This is a genomic window from Plasticicumulans lactativorans, assembly GCF_004341245.1.
Lineage (GTDB): Bacteria > Pseudomonadota > Gammaproteobacteria > Competibacterales > Competibacteraceae > Plasticicumulans_A > Plasticicumulans_A lactativorans.
Genome location: NZ_SLWY01000003.1, coordinates 1 through 19,186 on the forward strand (window position 1 = coordinate 1; position 19,186 = coordinate 19,186).

Annotated in this window: 19 protein-coding genes and 1 tRNA gene; 7 read left to right on the top strand and 13 right to left on the bottom strand. The window is 67.1% G+C overall.

Features of this window, described 5'->3' with window-relative positions; genetic code table 11:
• The 13 genes from EV699_RS02310 to EV699_RS02375 all read right to left on the bottom strand — a co-directional run.
• On the bottom strand, positions 1-196 hold a 196-nt coding region (locus EV699_RS02310), incomplete at its 3' end, for a hypothetical protein (protein ID WP_132538563.1).
• Between the two features lie 294 nt (positions 197-490).
• The gene (locus EV699_RS02315) at positions 491-874 is read right to left on the bottom strand and encodes a single-stranded DNA-binding protein (RefSeq protein WP_004362284.1); all 384 of its coding nucleotides are present in this window, start codon (positions 872-874) and stop codon (positions 491-493) included.
• The gene (locus EV699_RS02320; protein WP_132538565.1) at positions 871-1,419 is read right to left on the bottom strand and encodes a DUF3158 family protein; all 549 of its coding nucleotides are present in this window, start codon (positions 1,417-1,419) and stop codon (positions 871-873) included. The genes EV699_RS02315 and EV699_RS02320 overlap by 4 nt, the downstream gene beginning before the upstream one ends.
• Positions 1,416-2,204, bottom strand: a complete 789-nt coding sequence (locus EV699_RS02325) for a PFL_4669 family integrating conjugative element protein (protein ID WP_132538567.1) — start codon at positions 2,202-2,204, stop codon at positions 1,416-1,418. The genes EV699_RS02320 and EV699_RS02325 overlap by 4 nt, the downstream gene beginning before the upstream one ends.
• Before the next feature lie 188 nt (positions 2,205-2,392).
• Positions 2,393-3,145, bottom strand: coding sequence for an OST-HTH/LOTUS domain-containing protein (locus tag EV699_RS02330; RefSeq protein ID WP_165903997.1), 753 nt, complete (start codon positions 3,143-3,145; stop codon positions 2,393-2,395).
• Positions 3,146-3,383: 238 nt separating this feature from the next.
• Positions 3,384-4,577 carry an STY4528 family pathogenicity island replication protein gene (locus EV699_RS02335; protein ID WP_132538571.1) on the bottom strand — a complete coding sequence of 398 codons (1,194 nt, stop codon included), beginning with the start codon at positions 4,575-4,577 and terminating at the stop codon, positions 3,384-3,386.
• A gap of 2 nt (positions 4,578-4,579) precedes the next feature.
• Positions 4,580-5,140 (bottom strand): DUF2857 domain-containing protein, encoded by a 561-nt coding sequence (locus tag EV699_RS02340; RefSeq protein WP_132538573.1) that lies wholly within the window; start codon positions 5,138-5,140, stop codon positions 4,580-4,582.
• A gap of 17 nt (positions 5,141-5,157) precedes the next feature.
• Positions 5,158-6,816 carry a ParB family protein gene (locus tag EV699_RS02345; protein ID WP_132538575.1) on the bottom strand — a complete coding sequence of 553 codons (1,659 nt, stop codon included), beginning with the start codon at positions 6,814-6,816 and terminating at the stop codon, positions 5,158-5,160.
• On the bottom strand, positions 6,809-7,045 hold the full coding sequence (locus EV699_RS02350) for a hypothetical protein (protein ID WP_062798518.1): 237 nt from the start codon (positions 7,043-7,045) through the stop codon (positions 6,809-6,811). The genes EV699_RS02345 and EV699_RS02350 overlap by 8 nt, the downstream gene beginning before the upstream one ends.
• Positions 7,029-7,895: a ParA family protein gene (locus EV699_RS02355; RefSeq protein ID WP_132538577.1), complete on the bottom strand. Its 867-nt coding sequence runs from the start codon at positions 7,893-7,895 to the stop codon at positions 7,029-7,031. Before EV699_RS02355 ends, EV699_RS02350 begins: the two co-directional genes overlap by 17 nt.
• A gap of 40 nt (positions 7,896-7,935) precedes the next feature.
• Positions 7,936-8,154, bottom strand: a complete 219-nt coding sequence (locus EV699_RS02360; RefSeq protein ID WP_004362262.1) for an AlpA family transcriptional regulator — start codon at positions 8,152-8,154, stop codon at positions 7,936-7,938.
• 118 nt (positions 8,155-8,272) lie between these two features.
• Complete coding sequence (locus EV699_RS02365; protein WP_165903998.1) at positions 8,273-9,034, bottom strand: ATP-binding protein; 762 nt, start codon at positions 9,032-9,034, stop codon at positions 8,273-8,275.
• A 531-nt stretch (positions 9,035-9,565) separates the two neighbouring features.
• Positions 9,566-10,477, bottom strand: coding sequence for a LysR family transcriptional regulator (locus EV699_RS02375; RefSeq protein ID WP_132538999.1), 912 nt, complete (start codon positions 10,475-10,477; stop codon positions 9,566-9,568).
• 446 nt (positions 10,478-10,923) lie between these two features.
• Here EV699_RS02375 and EV699_RS02380 point away from each other — a divergent pair, with 446 nt between their 5' ends.
• From EV699_RS02380 to EV699_RS02410, 7 genes are all read left to right on the top strand, one after another.
• Positions 10,924-11,832, top strand: coding sequence for a LysR family transcriptional regulator (locus EV699_RS02380; RefSeq protein WP_132538581.1), 909 nt, complete (start codon positions 10,924-10,926; stop codon positions 11,830-11,832).
• A 362-nt stretch (positions 11,833-12,194) separates the two neighbouring features.
• Complete coding sequence (gene dapB / locus EV699_RS02385; protein WP_132538583.1) at positions 12,195-12,998, top strand: 4-hydroxy-tetrahydrodipicolinate reductase; 804 nt, start codon at positions 12,195-12,197, stop codon at positions 12,996-12,998.
• Positions 12,999-13,153: 155 nt separating this feature from the next.
• Entirely contained in the window at positions 13,154-14,293 is a 1,140-nt protein-coding gene (carA, locus tag EV699_RS02390) for a glutamine-hydrolyzing carbamoyl-phosphate synthase small subunit (protein ID WP_132538585.1), read from the top strand.
• Between the two features lie 89 nt (positions 14,294-14,382).
• Positions 14,383-17,610, top strand: a complete 3,228-nt coding sequence (carB, locus tag EV699_RS02395) for a carbamoyl-phosphate synthase large subunit (RefSeq protein ID WP_132538587.1) — start codon at positions 14,383-14,385, stop codon at positions 17,608-17,610.
• The gene (gene greA, locus EV699_RS02400; protein ID WP_132538589.1) at positions 17,607-18,086 is read left to right on the top strand and encodes a transcription elongation factor GreA; all 480 of its coding nucleotides are present in this window, start codon (positions 17,607-17,609) and stop codon (positions 18,084-18,086) included. The genes carB and greA overlap by 4 nt, the downstream gene beginning before the upstream one ends.
• Before the next feature lie 83 nt (positions 18,087-18,169).
• Positions 18,170-18,946, top strand: coding sequence for a S1C family serine protease (locus tag EV699_RS02405; protein WP_132538591.1), 777 nt, complete (start codon positions 18,170-18,172; stop codon positions 18,944-18,946).
• Positions 18,947-19,008: 62 nt separating this feature from the next.
• Positions 19,009-19,083 (top strand) — tRNA-Val (locus tag EV699_RS02410).
• The last annotated feature ends 103 nt before the right edge of the window (positions 19,084-19,186 follow it).

Consider the following 19,186-nt stretch of genomic DNA (forward strand, 5'->3'; position numbering starts at 1 on the left):
TGGGCAGTTGCTCGAGGGCCCAGCGCTTGTATTGCTCGCCGTAGCCTTCGGGCGGAACCGCCTCCACCAGATGACCGATGCACCAGGTCACGACGACACCCGCGCCGCTGTAGCAGCCGTTGTCGCGTTGACCGGCACCCAGCACACGGGCGATGTCCTTGCCCTGGGACGGCTTCTCGCACAGGAACACGCGCATGAAGCCTCCTTGGAAATGTGCGGTTCATCGGATGGACGTCAGCTTGGCGGAGCCAGGAGATGCCGGCAGCAAGGAAGTCGATTGATGCAGACACCGCTTTGTGATTGGCAGGCGGTTCGTTGCCGCAGCGGTGTGCATAGATCGTAGGAGCTGGCACAGCAAGAGCGTCGTATCGGGAGGGCGGCTGGAACTCCGTGGACGACCTTGGAGCTATCCCCTGGGGATAGCTCGCTGGTGCATCGCGGGCGTATGACGGTTGCTACAGCCGCCCTCGGGGGAACGGCGATGGGCGAATTACTGTCCGCCGGCCGGCTTGGCGCTCAGCGCCACCGACTCGATGCGGTACGGCAGGATGCCCACGCGCCGGGCCTCGACCTTGAAGGTCACCCGTTCGTTCTCGTCGGCGTCCTCCCATTCGTCGCGCACGGTGCGGCCCTCGACCAGCACCCGCATACCTTTCTGGTACAGCGTCTTCCAGTGCTCGGCGTCGCGGTGCCACAGCTCCACCGGCGCCCAGAAGCCGCCGCGATCTTCGTACTCGCCGTCCTTCTTCGGGATCGGGTTGTCGAAATAGACGTTCAGGCGCAGCAGCCGGCGCGGCTCGTCGTTGCCGTTCGGAAATTCGCGGTAGTCCGGCGCAGAGCCGATGTTGCCCTCGCCGACGAAGTGCGTACTCATGGTGACTCCTTGGTGGTGGGTGGAACGGCCGCGGCATGCCCGTGGACACGCCGCAGGTAAGCCGCTTCGGCCTGGGCGGCCTTGCTGGCGCATTCCAGTGCTTGGCGAGCGATGCTGTGGGTCAGGCTGATCTGCATGTTCAACACGATGCGCTGCAGTTCCATCGCGTACAGCTCGTCGATCAGCGAGGCCGGCGTCGCGGGGTTGGCCAGCAGGGCCTCCCACAACGCCACGCCCATGGAGGAACGGTCGAGGTTGCGCCAGCGGAGGAAGGTCGTCCCTGCGCCAGTGGCCTGCTGGGCCAGTTGCACGTCGAGCAGGCTGAAGGGGTAGGCGCGTGCCTGGGGCAGTACGCGCCGCTGCGCCAGGCCAATCACGTCGTCGCGCAGCGCTGCGCACTGGCTGGCCCAGGTCTCCAGACTCCCCTTACCCTTAAAAGGCTGTAAAAGGCCTTTTAGGTAGCCTGCGTGTTCCAGCCGCTGGAAGTCCGCCTGTTCCAGCGCCACGAAGCGCGTGGAGTGGCTGATGGGGGGCGATGCCGTCATGCGTCAGCACCCTCATTACCCGTCGCTGGATTGGCTGCGCCATCCGTGGGAGCCGGGTCATCGGGCTCGATGGCGGGCGCAGCAGGCGGCGTGCCGGGCTTGGTCGTCCGCCGCGCGATCGGTGGCGCGAAGCGCGAGCGGCGCGTGCCTTCCAGCACGTCCTGCGGCAGCTCGCCGAACTTCTCCAACGCCGCTCGCGCCGCGGCGTTCTTCGCCGCGAAGTCGTCGCGCGTCGTGCCCGAGTAGCGGTACTGCTGGGCCAGCGAGAACAGGCTGCGCAGCGCGTGCGCGCCATCATTGAGCCAGCGCTCCAAGGTGCTGCGGTCGATCAGCGCAGTGTGGTGCGCCAGGATGAGTTTGCGCGCGAGGTCGTCGTAGTCGGCCAGCAGGTAGACCGCCATGAAGCCGAGCTGGGCGTTCACGAACAGCGGCAGCTTCACCGGCTGCACATTCATATTCTCGCCCAGCGACAGCGCCGGTGGCACGTCGGCCAGGGCCTGGTCGACCTGTTCGCGCAGGGTCTGCAGGCGGGTCTTGGTGTCGGCGAGCTTGTCCTCGATCCGCAACATCCACCAATCCGAGTACGGGTCGTCCTGCTCGGCGCCGCGCTTCATCTTGTTCATCGCACTGATGAAGCCGTTGAGTCCGATGATGCCGGGGCGCCCCTCGGTCGGCGCACGGCCGTGCCAGATGCGCGAGGCGTGGTGCGTGTGCAGCGTCAGCGACATCGCGCTGCGCAGCGATCCGAGATTCAGTTGCAAGGGTTCTGTGCGTTCGTTGGCCATGAGAGCGACTCGCGGTGAAGGGGCGAGTCGCCAGCATCGGCATCGGCCGGAAGGCTGTCAGTCAACAAACCGCAGCCCATGCGTGCCCGGTTTGTTCCGTACGGAAGGCTGTGTGTGCCGGCTATCCCCTGGGGATAGCGCGGCGGAGTCGTTCGCGGCTCGCGCGGAGGTGAGACCGCGTTGCGGGGCTATGCCTCACGAGGTCTGTACCAGGCGGCCCGTTGCCCCTCCACCTCACGGTAGCGAAGCTCGAACAGGCGGCACTCGTGCACCACCTGCCGCCAACTGCTGCAGCCGTACTTGGCTGGAAGCTGCTCGGGATGTCGGTCCGCGATCCAGCGTCCAGCGGCGGCGATGGGTGTCCAGCCCCCGACGGCCAACTGCGCGGCGGCCTCGCGCAGCGCGCGAACGATGCTGGCGGCCGGCCAGTCCACCGTGCCGTCCAGCGCGATGCCATTGACCACCAGGTTGTGGAACACATCCGACTGGACGAACTCCGCTGCCAGGCGCCGCGCCTGATCCATATGCTCGGCCCAGCCGCGCAGCTGCTCGAAGTGTTGATCGATGCGCGTGTAGGCGGAACCGAGTTCGTCCTGTGCAGCGCGGCACCCGTCCACGGTCCATAGATCGTGCTGGTCGATGAAGTGGTGCACCAGGGTGTTGCGCAGCGATACCAGGTCTTTGAGGTCGGCCTGGGTCTGGGCGTAGTCCTGCGCAGAGAGGCTCAGTTGCACGCGCGTGCGAAAGGAAATCACGTCGCCGGGAAGATCGTCGTCGCGTTCCTTGCCACCATTTCCTTCGGTGACGACATACGAACCAAACAATTGTCCGACCAACGTGCCCAGGGTCTTGGTCGCGGCATCTTCGATCCGCGCTGCGAGAATGGCCTCCTGCGAATGCACCGGGCCTGAAATCTCGTGGTGGGCCAGGATGGCTTTCATGAGGCGCTCGTATTGTTGAAGGCGCAACAGGCATCTGCCCAGCAAGCGCTGAACGTCTCGCTGTAGTGGTTGCAGTGCGTTTGTGGCGGGGGAAGTCGTCATGTCCATCGTCGGCCGGGCTCGTGCGTGGCAGTCCTCGTCTGATTCACAGGCGACAGTTTCGCCTGTCATTCGGCGGGCGACAATCGAGCGCGGCGGAAAGGTGTCTGTTCCAGCTATCCCCTGGGGATAGTCAACATCAGCGATCACGCAAGGCTTCTCGGAGCTGTGCCAGGTAGGCACGTGCCACCTCGGGGTCAGCCGCACGGGATGCCGGTGGTGACGATGGCGCAGATGGCGGGGACGCTGGCGGCGTCGATGCACTTTCTCCGGCCCAGACTTTGAACTCCCCGCGCAGCGCCTTCTGGATGATGCCGAACAGGTAGCCGGCCGGGTTGCGTACCGCGCTGTTGCGGCAGCGTGCCGCCCACTCGTCGAGAACGGCCTGCCGCTGCGCCTCGTCCACCTGCTGCAGCGCCACCAGCGCGTCGGCCTGCTGCTCGTCCTTCAAGCGCAGGAAACGCTCGGGCAGCCGCAGGCTCTGCAAGGCCCTTGCGCGCGGTACTGTACGTACTTCATTTATACGATCATTACGTACTGTACGGTCCTCCTTCGGAATCCGAGGAGAGCCGTCCGGTGCGGGTTTCGGCCCTGCTTCGGATTCCGAAGACGGGCGCGCAGCATTCCGAAGAAGGGCATCCTGGCCTTCTTCGGAATCGTAGTCGGCGACCTCCTGTGGATAACTCCCCGTCGCCAAGCCGTGGCGTGTCATGCGCTGCGCCAGCACCTGCAAGCGGGTCGGCAGCGTGCGGCCGCTGAGCAGCGGGTCTTCGGCAATCTCCTTGAGCGTGTTCATGCCCACGATCTGTACCGCCTTGGCGGCATGGGTCAGCGCCTGGCTGACCAGGCCGAGGTAGTCGGCATCGAGTTGCATCGCCTCGAAGGGTGTCAGCGGTTCGTCGTGCAGCACGTAGAGGTTTCCCTGGATGCGGCCGGTCTTCGGGTCGCGCCGTCGTCGCACCAGGCTCAGCCAGCGCGTCAGCCGCAGCAGCGTCAGGGCGCGCGCCACGGTCTCGTGCGATGCCTGCGCCGCACAGGGCATCGAGGCCAGGTAGGGGCGCAATTGGTCGTAGGTGGGAAAGGCGGTCACGCCGTCGTCGTTGAGCTGCAGGCGGAACACCTGCCAGGCATTGCGCTCCAGCGGCGTCAGGCGTCGATCGAGGAACAGCGCGCGCGGCACGCTCTCGTGCCGGTTGCCGCTGTAGAGAAAACCGTCCTGGCTCGGCGCCGTGCCCTGCGCCGGTTCCTTCGGCTCAAGGTGCCGCAGCGCCTCGTCGAACAACGCCGACAGCGCAACCGGGCCATCGCGCCGTGGTGCGCTGCCCGTGGTCATGGCTACACCAGCCCCTGGTCGATCCAGTTCCGTATCGCCGACCAGATCACCGACATGGGCAGGGTCATGGCCTCGGCCAGGTCCATGGTCAGCGCCAGCATCTCCATGTCGTCGGTCAGGGCGACATGGCGCTCGGCGACGCCGGCCTTCCAGCGCTCCCACAAGGCCACGTCCTGCGCCTCGTCGAGCACCGGATGCCGGCCCTTGCGCTTGGGCAGCCCGAGGATGTTGCGGCGCAGCGCCACTTCCTGATGCGTGAGGCCGTAGAACTTGCTGACCATCTCCGTGCTCGCCCCCAGGCGCAGCATGCGGTCCACCGTGGCGATCTCCCGCTCCACGTCGTGCACCTGGCTCAGCAGCCGCTTCAACACTTCCCGGTTCACCGACACCGAACACCAAGACACCGTGGCATTCACCAGCATGCTCACGAGCTCGGGGTGTTTCAGCGCATCCAGCTCCTCCTCGCCGAAGCCCATGGCCTTGCAGCGGCGCAACTGGCCGTTGCGCAGGTCATGCAGAGCCTGGGCGATCACGGCCTGGTTGAGCGGGTGCGGTGCCGACATACGGGAGCCTCCTGCGCTCAGGAATCCTGGCTCGCTACGCCGGCTTCCAGATCCAGCAGCCGGCGCGCCAGGCGCAGCAGACGGAACAGCTTCACCAGCGCAGCATCGCTCAGGCGTGTGGCCGAGCCGCCGCGGCCATGCAGCAGCGCCGCCAGCTCGTCGGCCAGCCGCGCGCGGTCCAATCCGTTCGCGGAGGGCGGAGCCGCACTCAGCACATGCAGCAGGGTCAGCACCGCCCGCGCGAACGCCGGCAGCGCCTTCGCCTGGCCCACAACCGGCGCCGCGCAGACGAAGCCGATGCCGCCGACGCTGGCCTCGATGTGGTCGCCGACCGCCGCTTCCTCGCCGATCTCGCGCGCGAACTGCGCGATGTGCACGCGCAGGCGATCCGGCACGTCCAGCCCCGGCTCGACGTACCAGACGTCCGAGATGGGATAGAGCCCGCCGACCTGCACGGGGATCGCACGCAGCGCATCGGCCTCGAAGTCGGGCAGCTTGTCGCCGAGCTGGTCCGCGACCATCCGCTGGATGGACTGCAGGCGCTCGGTGGTCGGTGCCGGTGTCACGATGTGCCCTTGCAGGCGCTCTTCGCGTTCCCCGTGCTGGTCCTCCGGCGCTTCGGGCGATGCAGGCGGAGTCGCTGCTGGCGCCGAAGGCGCGACCGGCGTGGTGTCGCGCGGCACAGACGAGGCGGGTGGCTGCTGAGGCGCGGAGACCGGCGGGGGAGGATCAGCAGGCACGACAGGCGCTGCCGGTGGCGTCGGCGCCGCCGGTTCGCTGGTCAGCGCACGCTGGCGGCTTTCGCTGTCGTTGATCTCCAGCGCCAGCGTGTCGTAGTCCGCCTCCAGCAGCTCGGCCATCTGGCCGACCAGCTCGTCCTGCACCCGCTGCGGCGAGAAGTCGTCCGGCTGTGTGTCGAACTGCGTCAGCACGTCCTGAAACAAGGTGGCGAAGTCCACGGTCACGGTGCGGCCCAGCGCACGCCGCTCCCAGGTGCGCTCGCACGCCTTGCGCAGCACCGCGAGCCGGTCCACCTGATGCCGGCCCAATCCGCCGTACAACAGCGTCGGGATCGCCGGCAGCAGATAGCGCACCGCATCGTTCATGCGGCTGATGTGTGACTGCGGCACCGGATAGCCGTCGGCAGTCAGTCGCCGCGCGAGTTCGCTCTGCGACAGCGCCTGGCCGCTTTCCTGCTCGTAGAACTCGCGCGCCTGCTCGATGCCCAACGCCCGCTCGATGAAGGTCAGCCCGCCGCGCAGCTCGTTCTCGGCCAGATGCCCGGTCAGCGCCACGATTTCGCCGCGCGCCGGCCACGGGCGGAACACGCACGCAATGCGGAAGAAGCGCTCCTCCTTGGTCTCGCTCCACAACTCGCGCAAGATCGCCAGCCGCGTGTTGCCGCCGTTGCGAATGATGTAGTGCGCCTCGCCCGGCCTGCGCGTGATCGCGGGGGGAGCGTCCAGCCCGCGTTCGCGGATGGACGCCTTGATCTCCGCATAGGCCGGGTTGCGCGTCACGCGCGGGTCGTGGTCGTAGGGCCGCAACTGGTCCAGCGTCACCACCATCGGCGTGTCGGCGATGGGGTCGCTCAAGGTCGCGGCCGAAGGGCCGCTGCGCTCGAAGCCGGTGGCCAGCAGCTTGGCAGCCATGTCCTGCGGCGTCAGCTCAGCCACGGCCGTTCTCCTGCGCCGGCCGGTCGGCGCGGCGAAGTTGCGCGCGGGCATTACGGTCGGCACGGTGGTCGCTCGCCGTCGAGCTGGTGTAGATCGACGCGCAGCCTCGCTTCGTGAACTTCAGGTGCCCACCGGACGTGCGCACCACGCGCCAGCCTTCGCCCAGCGCGAACTCGATCAGCGCGCGCAGCCGTTCACGGCCGCGCGCCAGTTCATGCGCGCTCGCCATGGCCGGCCCCTCCCGCATCGGCCCGGCCGGAGACCAGCGCGAAGCGCTCCCGCCACGCGGGGAACAGCTCGCCGGCCAGCGTGCGCATGGTCTCCAGCGCCGCGGGTGCCGTGCGCCCCGCCGGCTGCCGGTATTCCACCCGATGCACCGGCAATCCTCGTGTCGCAGCGCGCGGATAGGCTTCGATGGCCGGCACGTCGGTGCCCAGCACCTGCACGCCGGACTGTTCCTGGAACACCTGTCGCAGCGCCTGCTGGACCATCCGCGCGTTCGACGACACCGGATGCACACGGTTGATGAGCAGACGCAGCGGCGGTGGCTCGATGCCCAGGTGCCGATACGGCGCGATGTCCTCGATCAGTTGCAGCGTGCCGCGCCGCAGCTCGCGCGCCGCGAGGATTTCCGGCGTCACGGGCGACAGCGCCAGGTCGGACGCCAGCACGGCCATCTCCAGCAGCACACTGCGCGCCCCCTGCGTATCGATCAGCAACAGGTCGTAGTTCGTTCGGAAAATGGGAAGCAAATGCCGGAGTCGCAGACGCCCGTCCGGAGCATGCAACAGCAGCGTGCTCAGTTCACCGCGGTCGTCGTTGGAGAGCACCAGATCAAGGCCCGCGATCGCGGTGCGCGACACCAGTTGCTCGATGCGCCGCTCGTTGAAGGCCAGCATCTCGTAGATGCCGCCGGGCGCACGCACGTTCAGCGTGAAATAGCTCGACAGCGTGGGCTGCACGTCCAGGTCCAGCAGCAGCACGCGCAACCCCGCATCGGCGATGAAGCCGCCGAGGTTGGCTGCCGTAGTAGTCTTGCCGACGCCGCCCTTGGTCGAAATGATGGATACCACCTGCATGCGCTTCTCCTCGTCGAATGGCATGAACGGAGAAGAAGCGTCAGGCGCGTTCTTTGAGGCGATCGGAGATCCACTGGTCGATCTCCACCGAATCCCAGCCCACTGCACGCACCCCCAGGCGCAGCGCCTTGGGGAACTTGCCTTCCTTCATCAGGCTGTAGATGTGTGCGCGCTTGAAGCCGGTCTTGGCTTCGACCTCGGCGCGGCGCAGGATGCGGTGCTCGGCCGTCGCTGCCGTGGCGGTGGTCTGCGAAGACATGAGAGTCACTCCTTAACGCTCAGTGGCGTTGATTGGCGTGACTCGAATTTGGAACGCCGCGTCGAGGAAAGACACCGTAAATGCGGTGTGGGCGACCGCAGATACGGTCTGGCATCGCTCAGAGAATCGTGCGCTGCAAGTTGCGCCGAGCCAGTGCGAACTTGGCCTGCAGGGTGCGCTCGTTGATGCCCATCGCGTTGCCGTGGTGCGCCACCATCGCACTGATGATGGCCTCCTGCGTCAGGAAGCTGGAATACGGCATGCCGCGGGGCGACTTGCCCAACAACAGCGTAAGCAAGCCGCCAACGATGTTGAGATAGGTCGATTCGCTGCGCGGCCCCGGCGTGTTCGCACGCTCGGCGTCAGCCGAACAGGCGGCGTGCTTCTTCAGCAGCGCCTCGTGCTCGACGCGCAGCGTCTCGTGTGCGCTTAGAAACTCCGCCAACCGCGCCTTGATCACTTCCCGCTCGGCCAGCAATGCGCCCACCGTGTCCAGACTGACCGCCGGGTGAAGCGCACGCTCAACCTCGTCGAACAGGAACGCCGGTTTCTCGCCGGGGTAGTAGTGTGCCATCCAGGCTTTCAGATCGACGTGCCGCACCGTCAGCGACGGATCGTCCATCGCCAGGCGCTGCGTATCGCGCACCAAGCCCTCCTTGCCATACGGCATCTCGCCGTGTGCGAGCGCATCGAAGACTCTTTCGGTGTTCAACCGCAGCAAGGGCCAGCGCGGAAACTCAGTTGTCTCCGGCAGAGGCCGCTGCCCCAAGGTGGCCAGGATGCGCCGCTCGAAGCGCAACAATCCGCTCCAGCGGATTGCTGCCTCGATCGGGCGGTAGTAGATCTTGGCGCCACCGGCCAGACTGCTCGACTTCGACATATCGCACGCCTCCATTTGTCATCACACCCGGGGCGCGCACCCGCACCCGCCATGCAGGCGGCGTGCGTGGACGTCCAGGACGTCTCGGGGCAAAACGAGCAGGCGAAGCAGCGGCGAAGTCTGTGGCATCGGTGATGCCGCCTTTACCAGCGCGGGATGTGCCCCTTGTCGTGCATGGCCCCATCACGCAAAATTCCTAAGGCGCGAAAAATGCCGTTAACATCATCGACCGCGGGCGCCGTGCTTGACCCGGAAAGCCAGGCCAAAGTCTTTGCAGGGAAATGAACCTCGTAAAGCGCGATCAGCTCAACACGTCAGGACCGATACGCATATCGCAAGCACTCTTGCGCTGCGCGTCTTTGCTGTGACGGGTCACGATATGCATGCGAATCTCATCGCAGAATGCCGACCGCAAGCGCAGGCAAGGGCTGAGTAACTGCGCCAGCGGACCGCAGTAAGCAATTCCGGCCGTGGCAAAACAGGTCTGGCGCTTTGACCAAAATGGAATCGGTCAGCCCGCCTGCAACAGCCTCATGGGGTCCGTTGCGTATCCAGTGTCATATGGCCGACGCGCTGCGCACGGTCGATGAAGTGGCGCAGCGACCCCGACAAAGTGCCCTCGGGGTGCAGCAGGTAGGTCGTCAGCACCGCCGACTCTTCATCCAGTGGCCGGAAGATCAATTCCATCTGCCGGCAGGTCGGCACGTGCGCCGCGCTGGAAAATCCGATGCCATAGCCGGCCGCCACCAGAGCCAGCATCAGCGAGTGGGTCGTCACATACTCGGCCACGATCGGCAGCATCTCCGCCAAGCGCAGCAGGCGCTCAAATTGCCGGCTGCACTCTTCACACGCCTGCGGATCGAACAGAACCAGCGGGTAGCGCACCACCTCTTCCAACGGCACCCGCTTGTGCTCTAGCAAGGGGTGCCGCGCAGGGATGACAACGACCAACGGGTCTTGCCACAGCGGCATGGCGACCACACCGGACTCCATCACGCTGGCCATCGCCAAAGCCGCGTCGTACAGGTCGCTTCCCAGCCCGCCCACCACCTGCGGCAGCGGTGCCTCGAACAGCCGAACGCCCACTTCCGGCGCCTCCTCCCGGCACAGCGCGAGCAGCGCCGGCAATCGGACCTGCCCAACAAAGCCGGTCAGTGCGATCCGCAGGGTGCCTTGGTGTCCCGCCGCCACCGCCCGCGCCTTGGTCCGCGCTTGCTCAAGGGTCAGCAGCACATGCCGGGCCTCCTCCAGAAACACCTGCCCGGCCGGGGTCAGGCACACGCCCCGTGGCATGCGCTCCAGCAGCGTCACGCCCAGGTCAGCCTCCAGTTGGCGAATCGTCCTCGACAGGGGCGACTGCTCCACATGCAGCCGCCGCGCCGCCCGGCCAAAGTGCAATTCCTCGCCCACCGCGATGAAGCAGCGAAGATGGCGCAATTTCATCTTTTCACCCCGGAACATGGAGTTCGTTCGTATGACCGCAGGGAACCGCATGAGTGCCTGCCTGTTGCGGTGCCTGTCACAGAGGGTTTCCATTCACCGCCGGCCGACCTTTCCTTGGCGCCAGGAGGTTGTGCGTGGCCGGACAAGGCTGGTTATTTCAACGTATTGCCTCGCCATGCAAGAGCACGCAAAATAGATACAAAGTTCCATAATGCATGTGCTGAAACGCTCGCTCTGACGTCAGCGAGTCGTCGCCAGCCGCACCGATACGAACTCCTGCACGCGTCAGGGCTGGCGCCGGCCTGATCCGCGGGAATCGACCGTCACCTAAACCTAGCAAGCATGAGCCCTTGAAGCAGTGTCATAGAGCAGGATGCAGGCGGGATCTTGATGTAAGTGCTGGCGCCGAAGAGCCCGAACCAGACGACGACAGACAGGAGGCGGCCATGGACTTCAGATTGCTGCGTTACTTCATCGCAGTTGCGGAAGAACTGCATCTGGCCCGTGCAGCCCAGCGTCTGGGGATCGAGCAATCGCCTCTGTCGCGCGCAATGCGGGAACTGGAAAGCCAACTCGGCGTACAGTTGTTCGACCGCAGCACACGCCTGACGCGGCTGACCTGGGCCGGCCAAGTGTTTCTCGGCGAATGCCGACGCGTGCAGGCCACCGTTGAGCAGGCAGTGAGGAGCGCAAAGGCCGCGGCACAGGGCTACCAGGGCCATCTGCGCATCGCCATCTGCGACAGCATGGCGCAGCCCCGGATCGCAACCCTGCTGGCTCGCAGCCGCGAGGATGAGCCCGAGCTGGAGGTTCGAGTCTTCGAACTACCGTTCGCGCAGCAGCTCAAGATGCTGCACGACGATCTGCTGGACATCGGCTTTGCGTTTTCAAGCGCAGTGCATGATGGCCTCGTCGCCGAGTCGGTGTGGACCGATCCGCTGGCGGTGATCGTGCCCACACGCCATCCCTTGCTCGCGCACGTGGACGTGTCGCTGGTAGAAGCGTTGAAATTCCCGCTGGTTCTGTGTCATCCCGAATCGGGATCGGGCTACCGTCATCAGATTCAAGCGATGCTGCAGAACGCAAAGACGCCGCCCAGGGTGGTCGATGAAGTGACCACCCTGGGCGTGATGCTGACCCTGGTCGGCGCCGGTTACGGCATCGGCTTCGCCATCGCCTCGCAAGTGCAGACGCTACAGCGCCCGGACATCTCCATTCGTCCCCTGGCCGGCACCCCGCCGATGCTCTCTACCTACCTGCTGCGCCGCAAAGGCGAGCCCACGGACCCCATGAAGCGGTTCATCGAGCGAGTGAAAGACGGGGCTGCACCGGTCGATGATGCGCCAGGCCTTTGAAGACGCAGTTCACCTGTCCGTTGCCGCCTGTGGTTTGCCAGTACTACGATGGACGTCCGGATGAAGTCCGACGCGCTGTGGCTTCGGGTGGATGTGCATGGCCCACTCTGGATCAACCGAAACGGCCTGCGTTGACCAGACCGAAGACATGAGTCCACAATCGAGTCCATTCCGTGACCCATGGATCGGAAAAGACGTTCGTAATAAACGAGTTAGCGACCGGGTGCTGTTCCCATCACCCGCTCCAGATTTTCATAAAAACCGCGCCCGCCGCGGTTTTTTTGTGCGCGCGCTTTCCGTGGTCACGAACGCGCGCGTCATTCCGTAGCAACCCCCGCGTTTGATCGATACGGAGTCAGTCCATGGTGAGAATGGCGATTGCCGGTGCCGGCGGCCGCATGGGCCGGCCGCTGGTGGAAGCGTGCCTCGCGACGGCCGAGGCGCGCCTCGGCGCGGCGCTGGCCCGCCCCGACAGTGCCTTCGTCGGCCTGGATGCCGGCGAGCTGGCCGGCGCCGGTCGCAGCGGCGTGCACGTGGGCAGTGATCTGCGCGCGGTACTCGACGACTTCGACGTGCTGATCGACTTCACCCGCACGGCCGCCACGCTCGCGCATCTCGCGATCTGCCGCGAGGCCGGCAAGCCGATCGTGATCGGCACCACCGGCTTTAGCACCGAGGAAAAGGCCCTGATTGCCGGGGCCGCGCGCGAGCTGCCGATCGTGCTCGCGCCGAATTTCAGCGTCGGCGTCAACCTGTGCTTCAAGCTGCTCGACGTCGCCGCGCGCGTGCTGGGCGATGCGGTCGACATCGAGATCATCGAGGCGCACCACCGCCACAAGATCGATGCGCCGTCGGGCACGGCGCTGCGCATGGGGGAGGTGGTCGCGCAGGCGCTCGGCCGCCACCTCGCCGAGGTCGCGGTGTACGGCCGCGAGGGGGTCACCGGCGAACGCGACCGCAAGACCATCGGCTTCGCCACCGTGCGCGCCGGGGACGTGGTCGGCGATCATACGGTGCTGTTCGCGGACGTCGGCGAGCGCATCGAGATCACCCACAAAGCCTCCAGCCGCATGACCTTCGCGAAAGGGGCGGTGCGGGCGGCACAATGGGTGTACGGCCGCGCGCCGGGGCTCTACGACATGCAGGACGTGCTCGGCCTGCGCTGACGCGGGGCCCGTGCCCGCTGCGGCCGCGTGGACAGTAATTGGTGCCGTGCAGTAAGCTCCCCGCACTTTGAACGGGTAACGTGTCGCGACGGACATCGGGCGGGAGGGGCCATGACGGAACCCTCCCGCTTTTGTGTGTCCGGTGGAGGTAAGTCTTGAGGAAGCCCGCGCTATTGGCCCTGGAAGACGGCAGTCTGTTCTGGGGCGAATCCATCGGGGCCGACGGTCTGACGACCGGTGAAGTGGTTTTCAACACCTCGATCACCGGCTATCAGGAAATCCTGACAGACCCGTCCTATGCCCACCAGATCGTCACCCTCACCTATCCGCACATCGGCAACGTCGGCACCAATCCGGGCGACGAGGAGGCTGCGCGGATCTGGGCGGCCGGGCTGGTCGTGCGCGATTGCCCGCGGCGTGCGAGCAACTGGCGCAGCCGCCAGCCGCTGGACGCCTACCTGCACGCCCGCGGCGTGGTGGCGATCGCCGACATCGACACGCGGCGGCTGACGCGCATCCTGCGCGAGCACGGCGCCCAGAGCGGCTGCATCATGGCCGGCGATGCGGTCGACGAGCAGGCCGCCCTCGCCGCGGCGCGGGCCTGCGTCGGCCTCAAGGGGCTCGACCTCGCCAAGGTGGTGTCGGTCACCGAGCCCTACGAGTGGGGCGCGGGCACCTGGCGGCTGGCGGGCGACGACTTCGCCGCCCCTGCGCACCTGCCCTGGCACGTGGTGGCGTACGACTTCGGCGTCAAGCGCAACATCCTGCGCATGCTCGTCGAGCGCGGCTGCCGGGTCACCGTGGTGCCGGCGCAGACGCCGGCGCGGGACGTCCTGGCCTGCGCGCCCGACGGCGTGTTCCTGTCGAACGGCCCCGGCGACCCGGAGCCCTGCGACTACGCGATCCGCGCGATCCGCGAGCTGCTCGAAGCGCGGGTGCCGATCTTCGGCATCTGCCTCGGGCACCAGTTGCTCGGCCTGGCGTCCGGCGCGCGTACCGTGAAGATGAAGTTCGGCCACCACGGCGGCAATCATCCGGTGCAGGATCTGGCCACGGGGCGGGTGATGATTTCGAGCCAGAACCACGGCTTCGCGGTCGACGAGTCGACGCTGCCGCCGGTGCTGCGCACCACGCATCGCTCGCTGTTCGACGGTACCCTGCAGGGGATCGAGCGCACCGACGCGCCGGCCTTCAGCTTCCAGGGGCACCCCGAAGCCAGCCCCGGGCCGCACGACGTGGCGCCCCTGTTCGATCGCTTCATCGAGCTGCTGGTCGCCGCGCACGGCGCGCGCTGAAGCCCTCCTTCCGGGGCGGAGCCGCCCGTCGCGCGCCTCCGCCCTCGCATTCGCCGACGGTCTAACACGCCGCCCACGCGGGACACCCCATGCCGAAACGTACCGACATCCAGAGCATCCTGATCATCGGCGCCGGTCCGATCGTCATCGGTCAGGCCTGCGAGTTCGACTACTCCGGCGCACAGGCCTGCAAGGCGCTGCGCGAGGAGGGCTACCGGGTCATCCTGGTGAACTCCAACCCGGCGACGATCATGACCGACCCGGGGATGGCGGACGCCATCTACATCGAGCCGATCCACTGGAAGACACTCGCCTGCATCATCGCCAAGGAGCGCCCCGGCGCGCTGCTGCCGACCATGGGCGGGCAGACCGCGCTCAACTGCGCGCTCGACCTGGTGCGTCACGGCGTCCTCGAACAGTACGGCGTCGAGATGATCGGCGCCTCGCAGGATGCGATCGACATGGCCGAGGACCGCGAGCGCTTCCGCATCGCGATGACCGAGATCGGCCTGGCCACGCCGCGCGCGCGCATCGCCCACACGATGGAGGAAGCCCTGGCGGCGCAGGCCGATATCGGCTTCCCGACGATCATCCGCCCCTCGTTCACGATGGGCGGCTCGGGCGGCGGCATCGCCTACAACCGCCAGGAGTTCGTCGAGATCGTCGAGCGCGGCCTGGACCTCTCGCCCACCACCGAGGTGCTGCTCGAAGAGTCGGTGCTCGGCTGGAAAGAGTACGAGATGGAGGTCGTGCGCGACCGCGCCGACAACTGCATCATCGTCTGCTCGATCGAGAACTTCGACCCGATGGGGGTGCACACCGGTGACTCCATCACCGTCGCCCCGGCGCAGACGCTGACCGACAAGGAGCTCCAGATCATGCGCGACGCCTCGCTGGCGGTGCTGCGCAAGATCGGCGTCGACACCGGCGGCTCCAACGTGCAGTTCGGCGTCAATCCCGACGACGGACGCATGGTGGTCATCGAGATGAACCCGCGCGTGTCGCGCTCCTCGGCGCTGGCCTCCAAGGCCACCGGCTTCCCGATCGCCAAGGTCGCTGCCAAGCTCGCCGTCGGCTACACGCTCGACGAGCTGCGCAACGAGATCACCGGCGGGCTGACGCCGGCGTCGTTCGAGCCGTCGATCGACTACGTCGTCACCAAGGTGCCGCGCTTCAACTTCGAGAAGTTCCCGCAGGCCGACGCCCGCCTGACCACGCAGATGAAGTCGGTCGGCGAGATCATGGCGATCGGCCGCACCTTCCAGGAGTCGGTCCAGAAGGCGCTGCGCGGGCTGGAGATCGGCACCGACGGCTTCAACCCGGCGCTGGACCCGCACGATCCCGATGCCCACACGCGCCTGAAGCAGGAGCTCGGCGTGCCCGGCGCGCAGCGCATCTGGTTCGTCGCCGACGCCTTCCGCCTGGGCTACTCGGTGGACCAGGTCTACGAGCTGACCCGCATCGACCCCTGGTTCCTGGTGCAGATCGAGGAGCTGGTACAGCTCGCCGCCGACGTCGGCCGCCACGGTGTCGCCGCGCTGCGCGACCGCAGGCGCCTGCGGCTGCTGAAGCGCAAGGGGTTCTCCGACAGCCGCCTGGCCACGCTCACCGGCACCAGCGAGCACGAGATCCGCACGCTGCGCCGCACGCTCGACGTGCACCCGGTGTACAAGCGCGTCGACTCCTGCGCTGCCGAGTTCGCCACCAGCACCGCCTACCTGTACTCGACCTACGAGGAAACCTGCGAGGCCGCGCCGACGGGCCGCGACAAGATCATGATCCTCGGCGGCGGCCCGAACCGCATCGGTCAGGGCATCGAGTTCGACTACTGCTGCGTGCACGCCGCGCTGGCGCTGCGCGAGGACGGCTTCGAGACCATCATGGTCAACTGCAACCCGGAGACCGTCTCGACCGACTACGACACCTCCGACCGGCTCTACTTCGAGCCGCTGACGCTCGAGGACGTGCTGGAGATCGTGCGCGTCGAGTCGCCGCGCGGCGTGATCGTGCAGTACGGCGGCCAGACCCCGCTGAAGCTCGCCCGCCCGCTGGAGGCCGCCGGCGTCAACATCATCGGCACCGCGCCCGACGCCATCGACCGCGCCGAGGACCGCGAGCGCTTCCAGCAGATGATCGACGAGCTCGGGCTGCGCCAGCCGCCGAACCGCACCGCGCGCGACCCCGACACCGCCGTGCGCCTCGCCGCCGAGATCGGCTACCCGCTGGTGGTGCGCCCGTCCTACGTGCTCGGCGGCCGGGCGATGGAGATCGTCTACAACGAGGACGACCTGCGCCGCTACATGCGCGAGGCCGTGCAGGTCAGCAACGACAGCCCCGTGCTGCTCGACCGCTTCCTCAACGATGCCGTCGAGATCGACGTCGACTGCATCTGCGACGCCGACGGCGAGGTCGTCATCGGCGGCATCATGGAGCACATCGAGGAGGCCGGCGTGCATTCCGGCGACTCCGCCTGCTCGCTGCCGCCGTATTCGCTGCCGGCATCGGTGCAGGACCGCCTGCGCGACCAGACCGCGGCGATGGCGCGCGAACTCGGCGTGGTCGGGCTGATGAACACGCAGTTCGCGATCCAGGGCGACGACATCTACGTGCTCGAGGTCAACCCGCGCGCCTCGCGCACCGTGCCCTACGTGTCCAAGGCCACCGGCCGGCCGCTCGCCAAGATCGCCGCGCGCTGCATGGCCGGGCGCACGCTGCGGGCGCAGGGCGTGGCCGGCGAGGTGATCCCGGCGTACTACTCGGTCAAGGAGGCGGTGTTCCCGTTCATCAAGTTCCCCGGCGTCGACCCGCTGCTCGGGCCGGAGATGAAGTCCACCGGCGAGGTCATGGGGGTCGGGCGCAGCTTCGGTGAAGCCTTCGCCAAGGCGCAGCTCGCCGCCGGCAACCGCCTGCCGACCGGCGGCCGGGCCTTCCTGTCGGTGCGCGACGCCGACAAGCAGAAGCTCGTCGACATCGCCCGCGAGCTGCTGCGCCACGGTTTCGCGCTGTGCGCGACGCGCGGCACCGCGAGCCTGCTCGCCACCGCCGGGATCGCCTGCGAGATCGTCAACAAGGTCGGCGAAGGGCGGCCGCATGTCGTCGACATGATCAAGAACGACCAGATCAGCCTCATCGTCAACACCACCGAAGGCAAGCAGGCCATCGCCGACTCCTTCTCCATCCGGCGCAACGCGCTGATGCACAAGGTCAGCTACACGACCACGATCGCCGCCGCCGAGGCCACCTGCCTGGCGCTGGATTACATCGATACCGACACCGTCAACCGTTTGCAGGATCTGCACGAGGAACTCCAGGCATGAGCCAGAAGGTGCCGATGACCGCCGTTGGGGCGGAACGACTCAGGAACGAGTTGCAGGAACTGAAGAGCGTGGCCCGTCCGGCGGTGATCCAGGCGATCGCCGAGGCGCGCGCGCACGGCGACCTGAAGGAAAACGCCGAGTATGCCGCCGCCCGCGAGCAGCAGGGCTTCATCGAGGGGCGCATCCAGGAGCTCGAATACAAGCTCTCGCATGCGCACGTGATCGACGTCACCAAGATGGAGAACACCGGCAAGGTGATCTTCGGCGTCACCGTCACCCTCGACGACGGCGACAGCGGCGACGAGGTGCGCTACCAGATCGTCGGCGAGGACGAGGCCGACATCAAAGCCGGCCGCATCTCCGTCAACTCGCCGATCGCCCGCGCGCTGATCGGCAAGCAGGAGGGCGATACGGTCGACGTGCAGACCCCGGGCGGCGTGCGCCGCTACGAGATCGTCGCCGTCGAACACCTCTGAGTGGCGCTGCCGCGGGCGCCTCGCCGAGCGAACGGGCAGCCTGCGGGCTGCCCGTCGCGTTTCAACGACCCGGGAGGGATCCGATGATCGCCGTCACCCGCCTGTTCCACCTGCTGCTCGCCTGCCTGGGCCCGCTGCTCGCCGCCCCGGCCGCCGCCGCCGGCCTGCCCGACACCATCGACGCGGTGCGCCCCGGTGTCGTCGCCATCGGCACCTTCCAGGCGACGCGCCGGCCGCCGGCGAATTTCCTCGGCACCGGCTTCGTCGTCGCCAACGGCCAGTACGTCGTCACCAACGCGCACGTGGTGGCCGCCACGCTCGATGCCGCCAACCGCGAGTTCTTCGCCGTGTTCGCCGGCCGCGGCAGCGAGTTCGCGACCCGCGAGGCGACCAAGGTCGAGATCGACCTCGAACACGATCTCGCCCTGCTGAAGATCAAGGCCGACCCGTTGCCGGCGCTCAAGCTCGGCAGCGGGCTGCCGCGCGAGGGGCAGGAGATCGCCTTCACCGGCTTCCCGATCGGCGTCGTGCTCGGCCTGTATCCGGTCACCCACCGCGGCATCGTCTCCGCGGTGACACCCGTCGCGATCCCCTCGCCCTCGGCCGGACAGCTCGACGCCAATGCCATCCACCGGCTCGGCAAGCCCTACGACGTGCTGCAGCTCGACGCCACCGCCTACCCCGGCAACAGCGGCAGCCCGGTCTACGACCCGGCGAGCGGGCGCGTCGTCGGCGTCATCAACTCGGTGTTCGTCAAGGAGACCAAGGAAAACGTGCTGCAGAAGCCGAGCGGCATCAGCTACGCGATCCCGGTCGAGCACGTGCGCGCGCTGCTGCGCAAGGCCGGCGTCGGCGGCTAGCCGGCATCGCGCGCGAGGGTTGACGCCCACCGGGCCGATCTTTATTCTTCGCCGCCTGTTTCGGGCGATTAGCTCAGCGGGAGAGCACTTCCTTCACACGGAAGGGGTCGGTGGTTCGATCCCACCATCGCCCACCAGATAAAACAACGGCTTAGGCGGAAACGCCTAGGCCGTTTTTGTTTTTTCTGACTGTATGTGGCACTACGTGTGGCAGTCGGTGCGGCGATTGCTTGGCCGTAT